This is a genomic window from Streptomyces sp. NPDC007025 (assembly GCF_042869455.1).
In the GTDB taxonomy this organism is placed as follows: Bacteria; Actinomycetota; Actinomycetes; order Streptomycetales; family Streptomycetaceae; genus Streptomyces.
Genome location: NZ_JBIAFT010000011.1, coordinates 310,096 through 330,399, shown reverse-complemented (window position 1 = coordinate 330,399; position 20,304 = coordinate 310,096). Strand labels below are relative to the sequence as shown.

Genomic DNA, 20,304 nt, shown 5'->3' with positions numbered 1-20,304 from the left:
CTCCGCCTACTGACACACCCAAAACCAACACCACCGCCACACCCCGGCAGCACGCCACGGAGCGGACGGGCGGGAGGAACACACCTCCCACCCGCGCGCTCCCGCACGCGCTCGAAGCGCCGACGAGCCGCTTTCAACCGGCGCCGCCCCACCCCGTGTAGTAGTGGGTGAGCACCGCCTCGGCTCCGGAGCCCTGGGCGGTGACGATCCGTTGGTGGCGGGCCGATCGGAGGTCACCCGCGACCAGGAGGCGGGGATGCTGGGTCGCGGGCGGGCAGTAGCCGTCGGGGCCGGGCGCGAGGTCGCCGTCGAGCGGCGCGGCACGGGCGCCGAGGTTGCCGAACAGCGCCCGGGTCCGCACCTCGTGCACCCGGCCGTCGGTACATCGCGCCGCGATCCGGTAGCCGCTGTCCAGGGACACCACGGTGGCGTGCTCGACCTCGTGGAGCCGTACCCGGGCGTCGTCGGCGACCTCCGTCGTCTTGTACGCGTCTCCCGCCGGGTGCAGCACCTCCAGCCGCGCGGCGGCGCCGGGGCGGGTGCGCAGCCAGGTGCCGAGCGGGCGGTCGGCACCCAGCACCACGGCCGGATCCCCCGCCCCTACGTCCTCGGGCCGCGCCCGCCACAGCGGGGGCGGCCGCAGCCCCTCCGGGGCCTCGATCCACGCCGCGTGCCCGGGTGTCAGCGCTGTGACCCCGGTGGCCACCAGCACGGCGGCCGCGGTGAGCGTGCGGCCGTCCGCCAGGACGGTCTCCGCCCGGTCCCGGTGGGCTCGTACCCGGAGGGCGCGCGCCTGCAGGAGGGTGCACCGCCCGGTGTCCCGCACCCGGTCGACGTCCGCGGCGAGCGCCCGGGCGAGGGCGGCGCCGTCGCTCCAGCCTCCGGGGACGTTCTGCAGCGCACCGATGTCCCACGCCTTGCCGCCCACCCGGTCGGCCTCGACGAGGACCGTGCGCAGACCCAGTCCGGCCGCCATGAGCACCGCCGCGACCCCCGCCGGTCCGGCGCCGACGACCACCAGTTCCGGCTCCACGCTCACTCCCTCGTCCGCCCTCCACCACCGGGCCGCTCCGGGCGTGCCGTGCCCCCACACGGTCCCATCCCGGAGGCGAGCGGCCCGCGACCGGCTCCGTCCGATCACCGGCTCGCCCCATCTCCCCCACACCTTGCCCCGGTCCACCGCCCTGCTTCCGGTCGCCGTTCCGCCGCCGGAGCCGGATCGCGGCCGGTCCCCGGTCCGCCGGTCGCCGGCTGCGGGGGACAATCGTGCGGTGATGGACGACGACCCGTATCTGTGGCTGGAAGAGATCGAGGGCGACGCCGCGCTCGGCTGGGTGCGCGAACGCAACGCGGAGACCGTGGCGGAACTGACCGCCGACCCCGGGTTCGAGACGCTGCGCGGGGAAGTGCGGGAGATCCTGGGCGATCCCGCGCGGATTCCGTACGTGAGGCGCCGCGGGCCGTATCTCTACAACTTCTGGCGCGACACCGATCACCTCCGAGGGGTGTGGCGGCGCACCACCCTGGAGGAGTACCGGCTGCCGGAGCCGTGCTGGGAGACGTTGCTGGACCTGGACGCGCTGGCCGCGGCCGAGGACGTGCCCTGGGTGTGGGCGGGCGCCTCGGTGCGGCGGCCGGATCGGAGGCGGGCGCTGGTGGAACTGTCCCGGGACGGGGCGGACGCCACCGTCGTACGGGAGTACGACCTGGAGGCCCGCGCGTTCGTGGCGGACGGGGGAGGCGGCTTCGCGCTGCCGGAGGCCAAGAGCTCGGTCGGCTGGATCGACGAGGACCACCTCTTCGTCGGCACCGACACCGGCCCCGGTTCGCTCACCGCTTCCGGCTATCCCCGCACGGTGCGGCGGTGGCGGCGCGGCACCCCGCTCGCCGAGGCCCCGGTGGTCTTCGAGGGGCGGGAGGAGGATGTGTCGGTCGCCGCCTGGCACGACCCCACCCCGGGGTTCGAGCGGAGTCTGGCCGCCCGGAACCGGGACTTCTGGCACCGCGAACTCTTCCTCCTGGGTCCGGACGACACCCCGGTGCGGGTCGAGGTGCCGGACGACTCCCTGGCCCGGGTGCACCGCCAGTGGCTGCTGGTGCGGCTGCGCTCGCCCTGGTTGGAGCGGCCGGCCGGAGCGCTGCTGGCCTTCGGCTTCGATGCGTTCCTGGCCGGGGAGCGGTCGCACGAGGTGCTGTTCACGCCCGACGAGCGCACCGTCCTGGACGGCTACGCCACCACCAGGCGCCATATCGTCCTGGAGACCCTCACCGACGCCTCCTGCGATCTGCACCTGCTCACCCCGAACGCGGGCGGCGGCTGGTCGCGCAGTCCGCTGGGCGAGGTGCCGCCGCTGTCGACGGCCACCGTGACGGCGACCGCTCCGGATGAGGAGGACGAGAACGCGGAGGAGGTCCTCTTCGACGTCGACGGATACCTGCAACCCTCCGCGCTGTGCCGGGTGGCGGCCGACGCGCCGCGGCCGGAGACGCTGAAGCGGGCACCGGCCCGCTTCTCCGCCGAGGGGCTGTGCGTACGGCAGCACTTCGCCGTCTCGGCGGACGGGACCCGGGTGCCCTACTTCGTCGTCGGACCGGAGCACCAGGAGGGTCCGGCACCGACGCTGCTGTACGGCTACGGCGGGTTCGAGGTGTCGCTCACGCCGTCCTACTCGGCGGTGACGGGCCGGACGTGGCTGGAGCGCGGCGGCACGTACGCGGTGGCGAACATCCGCGGCGGCGGCGAGTACGGTCCCGCGTGGCACCGCGCCGCACTCGGCGCCGAACGGGACCGGGCCTTCGAGGACTTCGCCGCTGTCGCACGGGACCTGACGGCTCGGGGCATCACCGTCCCGAAACGGCTGGGCATCGCCGGAGGCAGCAACGGAGGCCTGCTGACGGGCGTGATGCTCACCCGCTGCCCCGAACTCTTCGGTGCGGTGGTCGCCGAGGTGCCGCTGCTGGACATGCTGCGCTTCCACAAGCTCCTCGCCGGCAATTCCTGGATCGCCGAGTACGGCGACCCCGAGAACCCCGACGAGCGGGCGCACCTGCAGCGCTGGTCGCCGTACCACCATCTGGCCGCGGAACGTTCCTACCCGCCGCTGCTGCTGACGACCTCGACCCGTGACGACCGGGTCCACCCGGGCCACGCGCGGAAGATGGCCGCCCGGATGCGCGACCTGGGACTAGCGGTCCGGTATTACGAGAACACCGGGGGCGGTCACGCGGGTGCCGCCGACCACGAACAGGCCGCCTTCGTCGAGGCGCTGGTCCACACCTTTCTCTGGACCACCCTGAGCGCCCCGGGCAGGGTCCCGGACTGAGCCGGGGACCGGCGCCTCAGCCAAGATGCGTCCGGAGCGCCTCGCGGACCGCGTCCGGGCCGGGCGCCTCGGCGGCCCACGCCGCGTACCCGTCGGGGCGGACCAGCAGGGCGGTGCGACGGTCGCTCGCCCAGTGCCGTACGGCCAGTGGGCCGTTCCCCCCGGCGGCCGGGGGCGTCGCCGCCCTCGGCGCGATCAGGACGAACCGGCCGCCGCGCAGGGCCTCGTGGAGGCGTCCGCCGTCCGCGAGACGCACGTCGGGCACGCGGCGGCCGGTGAGCCGGTGGGAGCCGCGCGGCGCCGGGTAGCGGTAGCCGATGCCGGTGATCCGTCCGGTGACCGCGCGGCGGGCCGGGCCGACGGTGTCGAGGAGGGTGGTCAGGGCCCCGCGTGCGGCACGCGCCCAGGGGGTCTTCGCCATGGCGAGCCGGACGATCCCGCCGCTGCTGCGCAGCACGGAGGCACCGACGGGGTGCCGTTCGGAGTGGTAGGTGTCGAGCAGCGCGTCGGCGGCGTGCCCGGCGGCGACCCGGGCGAGCTTCCAGCCGAGGTTCGCCGCGTCCTGCAGTCCGGTGTTCATGCCCTGGCCTCCGGCGGGCGTGTGGACGTGGGCGGCGTCGCCCGCCAGGAAGACCCGGCCGACCCGGTAGGCGGGCGCCTGGCGCTCGTCGCTGTGGAAGCGGGACATCCAGCGCGCGTCGTACATCCCGAAGTCCCGCCCGAGTGCGCGGCGGGTGATCTCCTTGACCTCGTCGAGCGCGACCGCCTCGTGGTCGGGGACGGCTCGGCCGCGGTGCCATCCGATGACACGGTGGTAGCCGTCGCCGAACGGCGCGATGAACGCGAAGGCGTCCCCGACGGCGTTGACGGTGAGGAGCGACTCGGGCGGCTCGGCCAGTCGCACGTCGGCCAGCACGACGGAACGGATGACGGACCGGCCGGGGAAGGGCAGTCCGACCGCCTCGCGTACGGCGCTGCGCATGCCGTCGGTGCCGACCACGAAGGAGGCCCGGAGGGTCGCCGAGTCCGCGGCCGGTCCGCGTACGTGGACCGCCACGCCGTCCACGCCCTGGGTCAGACCGGTCAGTTCGGTCTCGTACCGGAAGTCGACACCGGCGTCGACGGCGCGCCGGTGCAGGACCTTCTCGACCTCGTACTGCGGAAGGACGAGGAGGTGGTTGAAGCGGCTGGGAAGGGTGTCCAGTCCGATGGTCAGCCTTCCGAAGAGGCGCAGCCGCTCCAGAGGCCGGCCGGAGGACTCCAGGTCTTCGGCAACTGCCCGCGCATCGAGGAGTTCGAGGCTGCGGGCGTGCAGGACGAAGGCACGGGAGAGGTTGCTGATCCCCGCGCCGCGCTTCTCCAGGAGGGTCACCGGGACGCCCGCCGCGGCCAGGTCACCGGCGAGGAGGAGGCCGGTGGGGCCGGCGCCGACGACGATCACGGTACGGGTGCCGGGGGTGGTGCCGGATCCGGTCGTGCTGCTCATCAGGACCCCCTGAACCGCCAACGGCTGTTGGCCAACACCCGTTGGCCACTGGACGGCGACACTATGACCCGGGACAACAGTCGTCAACGCTTGTTGGCCAACGAGTGTTGGCATATGGTCGCGGACGTGACCCGAAGCAAGCCCCCCACCCCCGCCGCCTCGCGGCGCTCCGCGACGACCCGGACCGCCATCGTCGAAGCCGCCCGCGAACGCTTCGCCGCCGACGGCTACGAGCGGGCGACGATCCGCGCCATCGCCCGGGACGCCGGTATCGACCCGTCGATGGTGATGCGCTACTACGGCAACAAGGAGGGGCTGTTCGCCGCCGCCGTCACCGTGGACCTGGACCTGCCGGATTTGGGCGCCCTGCCCCGCGAGTACGTCGGTCACACCCTGGTGGCGCACTTCCTGGGGATATGGGAAGGCGACGGAGAGCTCACGGCGCTGCTCCGGGTCGGCGCGACCAACGAGGCCGGAGCGCAGCGCATGCAGCGCATCTTCCAGGAACAGCTCCTCCCCGTCGTCCGGGGGATGCACCCCGGCCCGGAGCAGGCACCGGTACGGGCCGCACTGGTGGCCTCCCAGCTGCTGGGCCTCGGGCTGACCCGCTACGTGCTGCGGCTGCCGCCGGCCGTGGCACTGGACCGGGAGGAGATCGTGGCGTGGCTGGGGCCCACGCTGCAGCGCTATCTGACCGCCCCGCATCCGTAGGCCGGCCGCGGACAGGCCCCCTCGGCACCCGCCGGCGCCCGGCACCTCCGTACCGGGAACAGCGGGCACCGAAGGCGGCCTCCAGAACGCCGGGAGACGCGGCCCCTCAGGCCGCGCCGGGCACGCCCCCCGGGACAGCGGCCCGGGCGGCCGCCTCACCCGTCCGTCCGGCCACCGGTCCCCGGTCACCTGCCAGCACCTCGGCAGCGGCCACCCCCGAGGCGGCGCTGGCGCCGTGGGTGTAGATCTGCGCGGCGCCCTCGGAGGCGGCACCGGGCAGTCCCATCTCCACCACGATCGCGTCCGGTCGCGCGGCGGTGAGCGCGGCGGCGGCCCGGCTCATCCACGCGTGCCGGGAAGCGTCCCGGACCACCACGACCAGCGGTCGCCCCGCGGCCGGCGCCAGCGCGCAGTCCTCCAGCGTGACGGCGCGCTCCCGCAGTTCGTCGCCGCGCACCCGCGCGGACGTCGTACCCGGGAGCCGCTCCTGCAGCGGAGCCGCGACGCCCCACGGGGTCTGCTTGCCGACGGCCATATTGGTGACCGGCACCAGCTCCACCACGTGCGGGGCTGTGCGCAGAGGCAGGCTCTCCCCGGCCGCGCCACCGAGCCGGACGGCACGGCGGGCGGCGACGTGACCGATGTCCTCGACCATTCCCGGGGCGCTCCGGTCCGCGCGCAGCCGCGCCGACCAGTCGGCGAACTCCGCGACCCGGGCCGCCGCTTCGGCCAGCCTCTCCTCCGACAGGCCGCCGTCGGCGACGGCGCCGGCCAGCGCGTCGACCAGCTGCCCGACAGTGGCCTCCTCGGCGCTCTCCCCGCCGACGCAGATGGCGTCCACCCCGGCCGCGACGGCCCGCACCGTGGCTCCCTCGATCCCGTGGCGCCGGGTGACGGCACCCATTTCGATGGCGTCGCTGACGATCAGGCCGTCGAAGCCCAGCTCCTGCCGCAGCAGTCCTTCGAGCACGGGCCGGCTGAGGGTGGCCGGGAGTTCCGAGTCGTAGGCGGGGACGAGCAGATGACCGCTCATGACCGCGCGGACACCGGCCTGGAGCGCCGCCCGGAACGGGGGCAGCGCCTGTGCGGCGATCTCGGCCGCGTCGGCACCGTAGGTGGGCAGCTCGTGGTGCGAGTCGGCGGCGACGTCCCCGTGCCCGGGGAAGTGCTTGACGCAGGCGGCCACGCCCGACGACTGGAGTCCGCGGATCCACCCGGCGGTGTGCCGGGAGACCAGTTCGGGGAACGCGCCGAAGGACCGGACCCCGATGACGGGGTTGTCGGGGTTGGAGTTGACGTCCGCGCTGGGTGCGTAGTCCAGGCTCACTCCGGCGGAGCGCAGTTGGCGGCCCAGGTCGGCGGCGACGGCCTCGGTCAGCTCCGGGTCGTCGACGGTGCCGAGGGCGAAGTTGCCCGGCCGCGTCGAGCCGGTCGCCCACTCCATCCTGGTGACGTCGCCCGCCTCCTCGTCGATGGCGACGACGAGTTCGGGGTTCTCCGCGCGGAGTCGGGCGGTCAGCCGGGCGACCTGGTCGGGGGAGGCGATGTTGCGGGAGAAGAGCACGACGGACGCCAGCCCGTCGCCGATCTCGCGCAGGACCCAGTCGGGCGCCTCGGTGCCGACGAATCCCGGTTGCAGGACGGAGAGCGCGAGTCGGCGCAACTCGCTGCTGTGCTTCTTGGCGGACATCGACCGCGCCTTTCGGTGAGACCGGTACGTCGGCGACGGCAGGGAACGGATTCCGCGCCGCCGATCATCTTGGTATAGACCAACGCTGCACGCCCCAGATTAACCACCCGCGTCAAGGAGCGCCCCCGCACTCCGGAGGGCCGGACCCCGGTACCGCACGGCGCCGCACCACCACCGGGCGCCGGGGCGGCGGGAGTTGACATTCGATTTGGTCTAGTCCAACTTTGGTGGGGCGCGAGCCAATGGAGAGACACATGTGGCACGTGTTCCGTTTCACGGCGGAGCGCCCCGCATCGCTGCGCCTCCGGACCGCCGCAACGTGACCCGCCCGTGGACCAGGGGACGGTCGCGGGCGCCCGCCGTCCGCGACCGGCGACCGCCGCCGAGCGCCCCGTCCGACCCCGCCCCCGCGCCGCGACCCGGCCGCGAAGCGCACCCTGCCACCCGGCCGGTCACCTGCCACCGCACACCCACCGGACGTACGACTGCCTCCGCCCTCCCGGGGACGGCAGTGAGCACCTGGAGTACCGCATGGCGACGTCTGACCCCTACCTCCATCGAGCCGCATCGAACATCCCCTACTTCAGCGCGGACGGCGACACCTACCTGGCGCGGACGCCGCTGCGCGAACTGAGCAAGACCCGTCCGCTCCGCGTGCTGTCCGAGGAGGACTTCACCTTCTGGCAGACCTACGGCTACGTCGTGGTCAAGCAGGCGATCCCCGGCCCGGCCGCACGACGGCTGCTGGACTTCGCCTGGGGCTTCCAGGGACTCGACCCGGACCGTCCGGAGACCTGGTACCAGGAGCGCGCCTTCCGCTCCGACCTGGAACGGGAGCTGCACATCTACGGGTTCGTCGAGGCCTACCACCACCAGCTCATCTGGGACAGCCGCCAGACCCAGCGGGTGTACGACGCCTTCGTCGACGTGTGGGACTGCGAGGAGCTGTGGGTCACCCTGGACCGGCTCAACCTCAACCCGCCCAACGTCCGCAACCGCGACCGGGCCCTGATCGAGCGCCGGGAGCGGGGCTTCGACATCGAACTCCACTGGGACATCGACACCTCGCTCGGCGTGCCGCCGCAGCGGGTGCAGGGCGTCATCGCGCTCAACGACACCGAACCGGCCCTGGGCGGCTTCCAGTGCTGCCCCGAGCTCTTCCGGCGGTTCGACCACTGGAAGGCCCTGCAGCCGGAGGACCGCGACCCGATCCGGCCCGCGGTCGACCGGCGGGAGATGCCGGTGGTGCGGCCCGAGCTGGCGGCCGGGGACCTGCTCATCTGGAACGGCCTGCTCGCACACGGGGTCGCGCCCAACACCTCCGAGCGGGGGGTACGTTCGGTCCAGTACCTGTCGATGATGCCCGCGCTGGAGAGCCACCGCGCCCTGCGGCAGTCGCGGACCGACTCCTGGCGCCACCTGAGCACCCCGGACTGGAACCCGACCCTGGTCGGTGACCCGGACCGGCACGAGTCCCAGCGGTACGGACCCGCCGAACTCACCGGACTGGGCGCCAGGCTGCTGGGACTGGAGTCCTGGCACGGGCCGGAGCACGGCGCCGGGTCCGTCGAAGGCACCGGCGAAGGCATCGAGACCACCGCGGCCACCGGGGAAGAGACATGCGCCGTATCTGTCTGACCCTACCCACCAACAGGCCCTGCGCCGCGACGATCGCGGCCGTCGGGGCGGAGGCCGACTACGCCGCCGCGCACTTCGGCACCGAGGTCCGCCTGCTGATCCTCGACTCCTGCCCCGCAGCCGTGTACGCCGAGCACGCCGCAGCCGTGCGGAGCCTCCCGGCCTCCCGCGGAGTCACCGTCCACCACCTGGACGAGGCCCGGCAGGCCGACTTCCTGCGGCGGGTGACCGAGCGCACCGGATACGCCAAACCCGCTCTGCTGCGCGAACTGCTGCTGCCCGAAGCGCTCTCCTACGGCGCCTGCACCGACCGCGCCTTCCTGCTCGCCGCCGCGCTCGGCTGCGAGTCGGTGCACCGAAGGGACTCCGACAGCCGGTACCAGTGCGTGGACGGCTCCCCCGTCTTCCCCGTGCACCAGGAGTTGATGTCGCTGGGCGAGCGGGCCGCTGACGCGGCGGCGCACGTGACCAGGACCGCGCTGAGGGCCGAGCACTCCCGCAGACGTGTCGCACTGGTGGGCAGTTCCTTCATCGGGGCGCCGTCGGTGGACCTCGGGGACATGCCGGCCACCGCCCCGGAGATCCACCACGAGGTCGTCGGCTTGTGGGCGCCCGCGCACTGGTCGGCGCGACGGAAGCGGGAGCTGGTCCGGGAGTCGTTCCTGGGCGCCGGTACCCGGCCATTCGAACGGGACCACTCGCTGCTGACCCTGGTGGACCCGATGCGGGTGGACATGTGCAACGTCAGCTTCCACGGCGTGCACGAAAGGGTGCCGCTGCCGCCGGCCCGGGACACCATCGGCAGCGACTACTTCCTGCTCCACCTCGTCCGGCACGCCGGGCTGCCCGGTGTGGTGCACAACCGGAACATCGTCAACTACCACACCACAGAGCGGCGCACGGACCAGGGCTTCCTCTCCTACCAACAACGCTTCGCCAAGTTCCTGCTGTCGATGCTCTACTTCCACTACCTCTACGAGGCGATGGCCGCCGCCGGCGACGCGCTGCTCGACGGCGACGGGCAGGTGCGCGGTTCCGCGGTCGCCGAACTCGCCGACCGGAGCACCGCGCTGGACCAGCGGGAGAACGTCCAGCGGCTCGACACGCTCGAGTCCGCCTACCGCAGGCTGGGCGGCCGCTACGCGGACTTCGCCGACCGGTTGAGCACCGGCCGGGAGCAGCTGCTGGACGAGGCACGCAGCGACATCGCGGACTTCGCGCTGCTGACCGAGGCGTGGGGGGAACTGGTGGCCGCCGCCCGGCGCACACCGGTGACCGCCGAGCCGGAGGTGAGCCGCCGATGAGCACGGACACCCCGGTGCGGCCCGGACCGGACCTCCCGGACACCGCCGCTCCCGGCGCACACCCGGCCGCGGCGCTCACCGCGGCGCTCACCGCGGCGGACACCGACAGGATCGTCTTCGACCTGGCGGGCATCGAGCGCAGCTATGACACCCTGCGCCGGGAACTGCCCGGCGTCCGGGTCCGGTTCGCGATGAAGGCGTGCCCGGTGGACGAGGTACTGGCCCTACTGGCACGCAGGGGCGCGGGAATCGACGCCGCAGGACCGAACGAGATGCGGCAGGCCCTGCGTGCCGGGGTACCGGCCGGACGGATGCACTACGGGAACACCGTCAAGTCCGACGCGGACATCGCCACCGCGTACCGGCTCGGCATCCGGCAGTTCGCCACCGACAGCCTGGAGGACGTGGCCGCCGTCGCCGCCCACGCCCCCGGGTCGCGGGTCTTCTGCCGGATGCTGACCAGCGGCGAGGGTGCGGTGTGGGGTTTCGGCACCAAGTTCGGGTGCCCGCCGGGCGAGGCGGTGGCGGTGCTGGAAGCCGCCCGGGCCGCGGGGCTGGTGCCCTCGGGCCTGTCGGTGCACGTCGGATCCCAGCAGATGACGGCAGAGGCGTGGCGCGGGGCCCTGGAGGAGCTGGACAGGGTGCTGCGCACCCTGGTCGGACGGGACATCCGGCCCGAACTCGTCAATCTCGGCGGCGGGCTGCCCGCGCTCGGATATCTCGACCGGCACGGGCAGCCCCTCCAACCGCCCCTCGACACGATCTTCGCGGTGCTGCGGGAGGGCATGGCCGAGCTGCGGCGTACCGCGGGCGGTCCCATGGAGTTCGTGGTGGAGCCGGGACGCCACCTCGTCGCCGACCACGGGGCGATCCGGGCCCGGGTCAGCCGCCTCGCCAGACGCCGCGGGCCGGACGGCGCGGAGCAGTACTGGCTCTACCTGAGCTGCGGCAAGTTCAACGGCCTCTACGAGATGGACGCCGTGCAGTACCGGCTGGTCTTCCCGGGACACGCGTCCGGCCGGCACGTGCCCGCGGTGGTCGCGGGCCCCACCTGCGACAGTGACGACGCCTACTCCGCCGAGCACGGGCTGGTCCCGGTACCGAGGGCGCTGGCATCGGGCGATCCGGTCTGGGTGCTGTCCTGCGGCGCGTACGCGACCAGCTACACCACCCGCGGCTTCAACGGGATCGCCCCGCTCCCCCACCACTGCACGCCCGCGGCGGGCCGGCCGGCGGGGCAGCGGCCGGCACCGTCCGGTGCCTCCGTCGCGACGGAGGCACTCCATGGCTGAGCCGGTGCGCTCGACGGCCGAGCCAGTGCACCAGGCGGCCGCCGTCCGGATCCGCCCCATCGTGGACGGCGACTGGGACGCCATCGCGGAACTGGAACGGGACGCCTACGGCAGCATCGGCCTCTCCGAAGGGCGGGCCGCGCTGCAGGCGCGGGCGAACGCCTCACCGGCCACCTGCTTCACGCTGGATCTCGGCCCGCGGACCGCCGGCTATGTGCTGGCGCTGCCCTACCCCGCCTTCCGCTACCCCGGCCTGGAGCGGACGGACGGGGCTTCGCGCACCGTCCCGCAGACGGCGGGCAACCTCCATCTGCACGACATCGTCGTCGCCGCGCCGCTGCGCCGCAGAGGGCTGGCGCAGCACCTCCTGCACCACCTCGGCCGGATCGCCCGGGCACGCGGCGACGAACGTATCTCGCTGGTCTCGGTCGGCGGCAGCGAAAGGTTCTGGTCAGCGCGGGGGTTCGTGCCGCATCCGCGCGTCGTCCCCGCCGGGAGCGGATACGGCGTGGGCGCGGTGTACATGTCCAAGCCGGTCCGCGCTCCCGGACCCCCGTCCGGTCCGGGGAGCGCACCGCGGCGCGCCCCGGCGAGGCACCACGAGGTGAGTTGATGCACGTGTCCACCGCAGGCGGTTCGTTCCTCCGGGCCCAGACGGCGATCGTCGCGCTGTTCTGCTCCCTGGGATTCCAGTACGCCACCTGGGCCTCGCGGATCCCGGCGCTGAAGAGCGGACTCGGCCTGACCGCCGCCCAGGTCGGCATGCTGCTGATGGCCGCCGGGGTCGGTGCCGCGGTGTCCTTCCCACTGGTGGCCGTACTGATGAGACGGCTGGGCTCGCTGCGGCTCGCGCTGCTCTCCCACCTGTGCCTGACGCTGCTGCTGCCGGCGCTGGCGGCGGCGCCCGACTACCCGGTCGCGCTGCTGGTGCTGTGCGTCGACGGGGTCTTCGTCGGGTGCCTCAACGTCGCGATGAACGCGCAGGGGGCGGCGCTGGAGAAGCGGTTCGCGCGCAACGCCATGGCACGGCTGCACGCGGTCTTCAGCGGCGGGTCGCTGCTGGCGGCCCTGCTCGCGTCGGCCATGAACGCGCTGACCCCTTCGGTGGGGGCGCACTTCGGTGCCGCGGCGGCCGTCCTGCTGGTGCTGGGCGGATACGCGCGGACCGGGTTGCTGGCGGACGGCGGCGCCACCGCGGCGACGGAGAAGTCCGACCGCGGCCGGTGGGCACTGCCGTCCCGGGTGACGCTGTGGATGTGCTGCGCCATGGTGTTCGGGACCGTCGCCGAAGGGGCCATGAACGACTGGTCCACGCTCTACCTGCGGGATGTCGCCGAGGCGTCGGCGGAGATCGCGCCGCTGGGGATCGCGGTGGTCTCGGGAATGATGGTCCTGGCCCGGCTGTTCGCCGACGGCTGGCGCAACCGCTGGGGCGACCGGCGGGTCGTCCTCCTGGGCAGCGCCCTGGCGGGTGCCGGGCTGGCCTGCGCCCTGGCGGCCGGCGGTGTGGTACCGGCCCTGGCGGGGTTCGCCTGCGTGGGCCTGGGCATCGCCGCGGTCACCCCCTGCGTGTACGCGGCCGCGGCCAGGGAGGGCTCGGACGCGCTGACGCTCGTCGCCGCCATGGGGACGACCGGGCTGCTGGCCGGGCCGCCCCTCATCGGCTTCGTCGCGAGTGCGAGCAGTCTGGCCTGGGGCATGGCGACGGTCGCCGCCTCGGCTCTGGTGGTCTCGCTGTGCAGCACCCGGATCCGGTGGACCCCGCCGGTGACCGCCGCGTCCGGCTGAGCTCCGCCGTATCGCGCGCCGGGCGCGCGGCGGCTCCCGGCCGGGGCCCGTACCGCCGGGCTATGCGCCCGTGGGACGCAGCAGGAGCAGCGCGATGTCGTCGGTGACCGGCACCTGCCGCGCGGAGGGGTCGGTGAGGGCGTCGGCGAGGGCGTCGAGGTCGGGCTCGGTGGCCTCGGCCAGCCGACGGGCCAGTGCTGCGGTGCACGCTCCGATGTCCGCCCCGGGGATCTCGACGAGCCCGTCGGTGTAGAGGGCCAGGACGGAACCCGGTTCGAGCGGGACGCGGGTCGTGGGGTAGGCGCTGTCCGGCTCGATTCCGAGCAGCAGCCCGGGTGGCAGGTCGAGGATTTCGGTACGGCCGTCCGGGTGGCGCAGCAGGGGCGGCGGATGTCCGGCGGTGGCGAGGCTGACCTCGTTCCGGGCCAGGTCGAGGTGCGCGTACAGGCAACTGGTGAACAGGCCGGTGTCCAGGTCGATGAGGAGCCGGTTGGTGCGGGCGAGGATCTCACCGGGTGGCGCACCGGCGGTCGCGTGGGTGTGGACGGCGGTGCGCACCTGCCCCATCAGCGCGGCCGCCGTGGTGTTGTGTCCCTGGACGTCGCCGATGGCGGCTGCGGCGCTGCCGGGGCCGCAGCGGACAAGGTCGTAGAAGTCGCCCCCGATGTCCATTCCGCGCCCGGCGGGCAGATAGCGGGCGGCGACCTCCAGCGACGGGATGCGGGCCAGGCTGTGCGGCAGCAGACCGGTCTGCAAGCTGTGGGCCAGGCGCCGCTGGGTGTCGTAGAGCCGGGCGCGGTCGAGTGCTTGTGCGATCAGCCCGGCCAGGGAGGTGAAGAGGGCGCGTTCCGGGGAGGTGAAGGGGTGGGGCTGGTCGTAGGCGAGCACGAGGGTGCCGATGGGACTGCCGGACGCGGTCAGCGGCAGGTATGCCCAGGCGGCCATCCCGTCCCGCTGGGCGCTGTGCGCGTGGGCCCGTTCGAGGTCGGCGGTGCTCGCGAAGAAGGCCGGGACACCGGATGCCAGCACGCGTGCCGCGGGTGCTCCGGAGGAGAGCGGCACCGCGTCCGAGCGCTCCATCGCCTCGGCCGGGAAGCCGCGGTGCCCGACGATGTGGAGGCGCCCCTCCTCGGCCGTCAGCAGGGCCATGGCGCCCGGGCCGAAGGCGGGCACGAGCTGGTCGGCGACGAGTTCCACGACGTCGGCGACGCCCACCGCCTCGCTGAGCACGGCCGCCAGATGGGTGAGGTGATAGAGAGCGGTGGCGCCGCCCGGCGGTCCCGCCTCGGCCGGGCCGCGGTCCGGGGGCTGGAGGGCCTGCTCGGTGGCGGCGGGTGTGATGTGCACGCTCACCCCGCCCTCGCCGGGGAACAGCCGGAAGGAGAGCCAGGTGTCGGGGGGACGCCGCGCGGTGAAGGTCGTCGGCTGCCGGGCGATCACCGCGGCCCGGTACCGGTCCTCGAACACCGGGTCGTCCAGCCAGGGCAGCGACTCCCAGGGCCGCGTGCCCAGCAGCGCCTCCGCATCGACGCCCACCAGCGTCGCGGCCGCCGGGTTGAGGAAGACGATCCGGCCCTCCACGTTCAGCGAGCAGCAGCCGTCCGGGAGGCGTTCGAGGAACGCGAAGGCGGCCGTCGCCTCGGCGGGTTCGGGGTCGCGCGGCGGCCCCGGCTCCAGCAGCCGGGGTTCGTCCCCGGGCAGCAGTGGTCGGCCGCTGTCCGCGGCCCGTCGCAGGACCCGGCTCCCACTGCGGCAGCTGGCCCCCAGGACATGGCGTTCGTGGGTGCTCAGCTGCGTCGGGTGGGCGGACGGCCACAGCAGCACGATGCCGCCACGCGCCGCGCCGGAGGTGAGGATGGGTGCGGCGGCCAGCCGGAAGTCGTAGGGCAGCACCAGGCCGACTCTCGGATAGCGGCGGGCCATCTCCTCCTGGCTGGCCAGCCACACGATCCGCCGCTGGCGCATCGCGACCGCCACCGGGATCGGTGCCTCCAGCGGCACCCGGGCCCACGGCGCGGCGATCCGCCGGGAGACCCCGGCCACCACGGCGAGGCGGAGCACCCGCTCGCCGGGCGGCAGCAGGTACAGCAGCCCCATCGAGGCGCCGGTGGCAGCCATCGCCTCGGACATCACCGCGTCCAGCCGCCCCCAGTCGGGTTCGTCGGGTTCAGCGGACCGCACCGTATCGCTCACACCGCTCCCGGAACTGGACGCAGGTAGCCAGGGCAGCCGGTGCGGCGCACTGTGCGCACCCGGCCGCCGCCTGACATTGTTCCGGTACAGGTCCGCGCTCCGGTGGCGGCGCACCGACGGGCGGCCAGGTAGCCCCGCGGGCGGAAGGCCGGATGCGCGGCCGGCCGACGGCGCCGCCCGCGCGTGGCACCGGGCCGGATCGGGCGGGCGGGACGCGGGGAGGCGGCGGTACCCGGACCGGCCTCCGTGCCGGCGCGGGCTCCCGCTCCCCGTCGGCCGGACGCGCGTTCGATCCGCCGGGCCCGGAACGACCGGGCGAGGACGCGGGCCCCGCGTTCCGCAGAGCGGTCCGGCAGCCCGGCAGGCAAGCCTCCCTCCCCGACCGCGCGGCCCGCTCGGACGCTCTGGCCCGGGTCCCACAATTCCGGGCACCTTCCGGGAATCACCGCTGTTACATCCGGTAACTTCCGGGCAATACCGGGCTTGCTGTTTCAGCCGCGGACCAGCGAGCACGCGTACTGCTGTTCCACGCCAACCCGGCGTGCCCCACGAACAGTTGGAGGATCACATGCACTCCCGGCCGAGACACCGCACTCGACGTACGGTCACCCTGGCCGCCTCCGTACTGCTGGCCGGGGCCGTAACGGCACCGGCCGCACAGGCCGCCCCGGCGAGCAGCGGAGGCGGACCGCGACACTGCACACTCGATCTGAACACCGCCGCCGAGCGCTGCTTCGCCGACTTCACCGCGGCCGTCGAGCACGCGAGCGGCGGACGCATCGACGACGCTCCCGCCTCGGCCCGCGCGGCGGCACACGACAGCGGGTTCCGTGCCCGGGCCCGCTCGCTGGCGGCGGACAGCGACCGGCAGGCCGACGGCGTCATCCAGGGCACCTTCTTCGAGGACGTCGACTTCGGCGGCGACTCACTGACCATCACCGGCGCGGGCCTGTGCGAGAAGGACGGCTGGGTCGACTACCAGTACGACCTGCAGGACGCCTGGAAGAACCGCATCTCCTCGGTGCAGCCCTGGGGCAACTGCTGGCTCTGGCTCTACCCCGAGCCCGACCTCGGCGGCGACCGGGACGGGCCGTTCAAGGAGAACACCGCGGACATCGGCTCGTTCATGAACGACCGCACGCAGTCCATCGGCTTCAGCTGACGCCGAGGGGACGGACGGTGCCCAGTGCGCCCCGCCCGGCCCCGCCATCGCGCCGGCACTCTTCCGCCGTCCCCCACCTTCCGTGAGGAGAAGCCCCCATGAACCAGCGCGTCAAGTGGTCCGTCCTGCTCGCAGCCCTCGCCACCGCGGGCAGCGCCGCACTCGCCCCCGGCGTGGCGCAGGCCGACGACAATCCGCCGACCATCCGCGAACTGCTCGACAAGTGCGACAACGGCACCGATGTCTGCGTCTTCCACCCGGACGGGCCGCCCCGCGACTCGATGGGCGAGTCGCACCAGGTCGGCGACAGCGCCTTCAACTGCACCCAGGACCTGCAGCGCTCGACCGTCGGCTGGTCCGACACCACCGGCGAGAGCAACAGCGTGGGCGTGTCGCTGAGCGCGGAGTACGGCTTCGCCGAGGTGTTCAAGGTCAGTATCGAGACGAACTACCAGCACACCTGGGAGAGTTCGCACACCGAGACGGACCAGACGAACATCGACGTCCGGCCCGGTGAGGTCGGCTGGGTCACACGCGAGGCGCAGTTGCAGACCGTCAGCGGGCAGTACGAGATGCACTTTCCCGACCGGTTCCACGGCCATTACATCTGGTACGTCCCCTTCGAGGCCACCGGCCCGAAACCGGACGCACCCAGCACCAAGACCCAGCACACCCGCCAGATGACCGACGACGAGCGGGCCCAGCACTGCGGCTGACGCAGCGCGCCTTCCCCGGCCGGCCCCCCGGTACGCCGAACAGGGGGACCGGCCGGGGCCACTCGGGCGGTCGGCCGTGAAGTGCCGTACCACAGCACGGGTGACACTCGGCGAGGCTGTCCGGTGCCGGAGGCCGGGCGCGGTACCCCTGTGGCATGACCGATCCGGAGCACTACGCGCTGGCCATTGCACACCGATCCGCACCGCCCGGCGACCCGACACCGGCCCCCGAGCGTCGACCGGCGGCGCGCCGCACCGGCACCGAGCCGGACGAGGCGGCGCCTGCGCCGCAGCACACCGCGTCCCCGGCCCCGGCGGGCGACCTCAACCCGCCGACGTAGCAGCGGAGACGAACGCCAGCACCACATTGTGGCCGCCGAATCCGCAGGAGTTGCTGAGGGCCAGCCCCACGGGCCGCGCACGAGCGGTCCCGTGCACGAGGTCGAGCTCCGGGGCGCCGGGGTCGGCACAGCGGAAGTTGGCGGTCGGCGGTACCGTTCCGCGCTGCACGGCCAGCACGGTCAACGCCGCCTCCACGGCCCCGGCCGCACCCATCATGTGCCCGGTGACCCCCTTGGTGGAGGTGACCGCGGGGCCACCGCCGAAGAGGGAGTGCAGCACGGCTCCCTCGGTACGGTCGTTGAGCCGGGTGCCGGTGCCGTGCGCGTTGACGTGGTCCACGTCCGCGCGGGCGGCACCGGCCCGGTCCAGCGCCTGCGCCGCCGCTCTCCGCAGTTGCCGGCCCTCCGGCTCCGGCGCCACCGTGTGATGCGCGTCGGCCGACGAACCGTGCCCGGCCAGCAGGGCACGGACGGGGGCACGCCGCGCCGCCGCGTCCGCCGCGCGCTCCAGCACCAGCACTCCGGCACCCTCCGCCAGCACGAAGCCGTCCCGCTCGGTGTCGAACGGACGCGAGGCGCCGGCCGGATCACCGACCCGGCGGGAGAGAGCGCCCGCCCGGGCGAAGGCCGTCGCGCACAGCGGGGTCACCATGGCGTCGCTGCCGCCCGCGACGGCGATGTCGCAGGCGTCGGCGTCCAGCAACATGGCCGCGACGGCCAACGCGGTGGCACCCGAGGCGCAGGCCGTCGCGGTGTGCAGTACCGGTCCGTGCGCTCCCAGGTCGATGGCGAGCCGGCCGGCGGCCATGTTCGGCAGGAAGGCCGGCAGGGTGAGCGGGGAGACCGCACGGTGTCCGGTGGTGAGGAACCTGTGGTGCTGCTCCTCGTAGGTGCCCACGCCGCCGGCCGCCGAGCCCAGGATGACCGCGACCCGTGCGCCGTCCCACGAGCGCGGCTCCAAGGCGGCGTCCCGCACCGCCTCCCGGGCCGCCACCAGGGCGAACTGGGTGAATCTGTCGTCCCGCCAGGGCTGGGCGCCGCCCACGTGCCGGCGGGGTTCGAACCCCGCGACCCGGCACGAGAGCCCGACCGGCGCCCCGGCGAGTGCGGGGTCCTCGGCCGCGGTGGCTCGGCCCGCGCACACCCGCCGCCAGGTCTGCTCGGTCCCCAGACCCGCCGGAGTGACCAGGCCCAGGCCGGTCACCGCCGCGGGACCGGCGCTGCCGCTCACTCCGGCGTCCCCTGCCCGGCGGGCCGCTGCTCCCCGCTCTGCAGCTTCCGCACCAGTGCCGCGACGTCCTCGGGGGTGGCCTCACCGGTGACGGCGTTGTCGGGCGGGCCGACGGCGTACTGCTCCTGGAGCGTGACCAGGAGTTCGGTGACGGCGAGGGAATCGAGGCCGAGTTCGGTCAGGGTGGTGCCGGGAGAGATGTCTTCGGCGGGGATGTCGAACTTCTCGGTGAGCACGGTGATCACATGGTCGTGGACGGGGTCCATGGGGCTTCCTCCCGCTGCTGTCGGTCCTGTGGCAGGTTCGTGTCGTGGGACAGGTTCGTGTCGTGGAGCGGCTTCGTGTCGTGGGGTGCCCGGTCCTCGGCCGAAGTGGCCGATCCGGCCGGGGTGCCGGCGCACGCTCGGGCCGCGGGCCAGGTCAGGGCGATCGACCCCCAGGTGAGCCCGCCCCCGAAGGCGGTCAGCAGAGTGGGGGCACCCGGCCGCACCACGCCGCGGACCGCGGTGTCGGCCAGCGCCAGCGGAACGGAGGCGGCCGCGGTGTTGCCGACGTCGCGGATGTTGCCGAAGCGGCACCCGGCCGCGACGCCGAGCCGGTCGCCGACCGTGTCCAGAATCCGCTGGTTGGCCTGGTGCCCGATGAACGCGCCGAGCGCCGAAGCCCGCCAGTCCGCCCGCCGCAGAGCGGCGCGGGACGACTCCGTCATCCGGCGCACCGCGTGCGCGTACACCTCCCGCCCGCGCATCCGCAGATACCGGTCCTCCCGCGGTGGCCGGCCCGAGGCGCCGGGCGCGGCGGAGCCGCCCGCGGCGATGGCGATCAGATCGCTTCCCGCACCGTCCGCCCCCAGGTCCCAGGCGAGCACCTCGCCCGGTTCCCCGGGGTCCCCGGCGCGCAGCAGCACCGCACCCGCGCCGTCGCCGAAGACGACAGCGGTGTCCCGGTCCCGCGGGTCGACGATGCTGGAGTAGGTCTCCGCGCCGATGACCAGAGGCCGTTCGCAGAGCCCGGCCCGGACCAGCCCGGTGGCCACGGTCAGCGCATAGACGAACCCCGAGCAGACCGCCGCCAGGTCGAAGGCGGGGACGGGGCACAGACCGAGCCGGTGCGCCACCTCCGGAGCCGTCGCCGGACAGCGCCGGTCCGGTGTCGTCGTGGCCAGGAGCACCAGGTCGGGCGCGGCGCCGCCCGCCGACTCGAGCGCGGCCCCTCCGGCGGCCGTGGCCAGGTCCCCGGTGGCGATGCCGGGGCCCGCGCGGCGGCGGCGGGCGATGCCGGTGCGTGAGCGGATCCACTCGTCGCTGGTGGCGAGGTCCCCCTCGCGCGCCACATCCGCGTTGCTCCGCTCCGCGGGGGGCAGCGAGGCGCCGATGCCGCACACCACACCGGCCCGTCCGTCGTGCTGACGTGTCCGGGACGCCACCGG

The 20,304-nt window shown here is 74.1% G+C and carries 17 protein-coding genes; 10 read left to right on the top strand and 7 right to left on the bottom strand.

All coding sequences use genetic code 11. From position 1 onward, the window contains the following. Positions 1-133: 133 nt before the first annotated feature. Positions 134-1,033 carry an FAD-dependent oxidoreductase gene (locus ACFYMO_RS22965; RefSeq protein ID WP_388548506.1) on the bottom strand — a complete coding sequence of 300 codons (900 nt, stop codon included), beginning with the start codon at positions 1,031-1,033 and terminating at the stop codon, positions 134-136. A gap of 241 nt (positions 1,034-1,274) precedes the next feature. Here ACFYMO_RS22965 and ACFYMO_RS22960 point away from each other — a divergent pair, with 241 nt between their 5' ends. After that, positions 1,275-3,323: a prolyl oligopeptidase family serine peptidase gene (locus ACFYMO_RS22960; RefSeq protein WP_366771654.1), complete on the top strand. Its 2,049-nt coding sequence runs from the start codon at positions 1,275-1,277 to the stop codon at positions 3,321-3,323. Between the two features lie 16 nt (positions 3,324-3,339). Here ACFYMO_RS22960 and ACFYMO_RS22955 read toward each other — a convergent pair whose 3' ends face one another. Further along, positions 3,340-4,809, bottom strand: a complete 1,470-nt coding sequence (locus ACFYMO_RS22955) for an FAD-dependent monooxygenase (protein ID WP_366771653.1) — start codon at positions 4,807-4,809, stop codon at positions 3,340-3,342. 114 nt (positions 4,810-4,923) lie between these two features. On the opposite strand from ACFYMO_RS22955, the gene ACFYMO_RS22950 reads away from it, so the two are divergent. Beyond that, entirely contained in the window at positions 4,924-5,520 is a 597-nt protein-coding gene (locus ACFYMO_RS22950) for a TetR family transcriptional regulator (protein WP_366771652.1), read from the top strand. A gap of 106 nt (positions 5,521-5,626) precedes the next feature. On the opposite strand, the gene ACFYMO_RS22945 is transcribed toward ACFYMO_RS22950, so the two are convergent. Next, a complete protein-coding gene (locus ACFYMO_RS22945; protein WP_388548501.1) occupies positions 5,627-7,210 on the bottom strand; it encodes a glycoside hydrolase family 3 protein in 1,584 nt (527 codons plus the stop codon). Between the two features lie 531 nt (positions 7,211-7,741). On the opposite strand from ACFYMO_RS22945, the gene ACFYMO_RS22940 reads away from it, so the two are divergent. Genes ACFYMO_RS22940 through ACFYMO_RS22920 form a run of 5 tightly spaced genes read left to right on the top strand, consistent with a single transcriptional unit; the run spans position 7,742 to position 13,232 of the window. After that, complete coding sequence (locus tag ACFYMO_RS22940) at positions 7,742-8,848, top strand: phytanoyl-CoA dioxygenase family protein (RefSeq protein WP_388548498.1); 1,107 nt, start codon at positions 7,742-7,744, stop codon at positions 8,846-8,848. Continuing rightward, positions 8,830-10,152 (top strand): DUF6271 family protein, encoded by a 1,323-nt coding sequence (locus ACFYMO_RS22935; RefSeq protein WP_388548496.1) that lies wholly within the window; start codon positions 8,830-8,832, stop codon positions 10,150-10,152. The genes ACFYMO_RS22940 and ACFYMO_RS22935 overlap by 19 nt, the downstream gene beginning before the upstream one ends. Beyond that, the gene (locus ACFYMO_RS22930) at positions 10,149-11,444 is read left to right on the top strand and encodes a type III PLP-dependent enzyme (RefSeq protein ID WP_366771648.1); all 1,296 of its coding nucleotides are present in this window, start codon (positions 10,149-10,151) and stop codon (positions 11,442-11,444) included. The genes ACFYMO_RS22935 and ACFYMO_RS22930 overlap by 4 nt, the downstream gene beginning before the upstream one ends. Beyond that, complete coding sequence (locus ACFYMO_RS22925; protein WP_366771647.1) at positions 11,437-12,057, top strand: GNAT family N-acetyltransferase; 621 nt, start codon at positions 11,437-11,439, stop codon at positions 12,055-12,057. The genes ACFYMO_RS22930 and ACFYMO_RS22925 overlap by 8 nt, the downstream gene beginning before the upstream one ends. After that, entirely contained in the window at positions 12,057-13,232 is a 1,176-nt protein-coding gene (locus ACFYMO_RS22920) for an MFS transporter (RefSeq protein WP_388548492.1), read from the top strand. The genes ACFYMO_RS22925 and ACFYMO_RS22920 overlap by 1 nt, the downstream gene beginning before the upstream one ends. Positions 13,233-13,292: 60 nt before the next feature. On the opposite strand, the gene ACFYMO_RS22915 is transcribed toward ACFYMO_RS22920, so the two are convergent. After that, the gene (locus ACFYMO_RS22915; protein WP_366771660.1) at positions 13,293-15,362 is read right to left on the bottom strand and encodes a SpoIIE family protein phosphatase; all 2,070 of its coding nucleotides are present in this window, start codon (positions 15,360-15,362) and stop codon (positions 13,293-13,295) included. A 631-nt stretch (positions 15,363-15,993) separates the two neighbouring features. On the opposite strand from ACFYMO_RS22915, the gene ACFYMO_RS22910 reads away from it, so the two are divergent. From ACFYMO_RS22910 to ACFYMO_RS22900, 3 genes are all read left to right on the top strand, one after another. Beyond that, positions 15,994-16,587 (top strand): hypothetical protein, encoded by a 594-nt coding sequence (locus tag ACFYMO_RS22910; RefSeq protein WP_366771644.1) that lies wholly within the window; start codon positions 15,994-15,996, stop codon positions 16,585-16,587. A 98-nt stretch (positions 16,588-16,685) separates the two neighbouring features. Beyond that, positions 16,686-17,303 carry a hypothetical protein gene (locus ACFYMO_RS22905; RefSeq protein ID WP_276476542.1) on the top strand — a complete coding sequence of 206 codons (618 nt, stop codon included), beginning with the start codon at positions 16,686-16,688 and terminating at the stop codon, positions 17,301-17,303. Between the two features lie 155 nt (positions 17,304-17,458). Beyond that, a complete protein-coding gene (locus ACFYMO_RS22900) occupies positions 17,459-17,644 on the top strand; it encodes a hypothetical protein (protein ID WP_366771643.1) in 186 nt (61 codons plus the stop codon). Here ACFYMO_RS22900 and ACFYMO_RS22895 read toward each other — a convergent pair. The 3 genes from ACFYMO_RS22895 to ACFYMO_RS22885 are packed head-to-tail and all read right to left on the bottom strand — an operon-like array spanning position 17,628 to position 20,301. Beyond that, a complete protein-coding gene (locus ACFYMO_RS22895) occupies positions 17,628-18,875 on the bottom strand; it encodes a beta-ketoacyl-[acyl-carrier-protein] synthase family protein (protein ID WP_366771642.1) in 1,248 nt (415 codons plus the stop codon). The two genes, ACFYMO_RS22900 and ACFYMO_RS22895, sit on opposite strands and share 17 nt — an antisense overlap. Continuing rightward, positions 18,872-19,141 (bottom strand): acyl carrier protein, encoded by a 270-nt coding sequence (locus ACFYMO_RS22890; protein ID WP_366771641.1) that lies wholly within the window; start codon positions 19,139-19,141, stop codon positions 18,872-18,874. The genes ACFYMO_RS22895 and ACFYMO_RS22890 overlap by 4 nt, the downstream gene beginning before the upstream one ends. Next, positions 19,117-20,301 (bottom strand): beta-ketoacyl-ACP synthase 3, encoded by a 1,185-nt coding sequence (locus ACFYMO_RS22885; protein WP_366771640.1) that lies wholly within the window; start codon positions 20,299-20,301, stop codon positions 19,117-19,119. Before ACFYMO_RS22885 ends, ACFYMO_RS22890 begins: the two co-directional genes overlap by 25 nt. Positions 20,302-20,304: the final 3 nt, after the last annotated feature.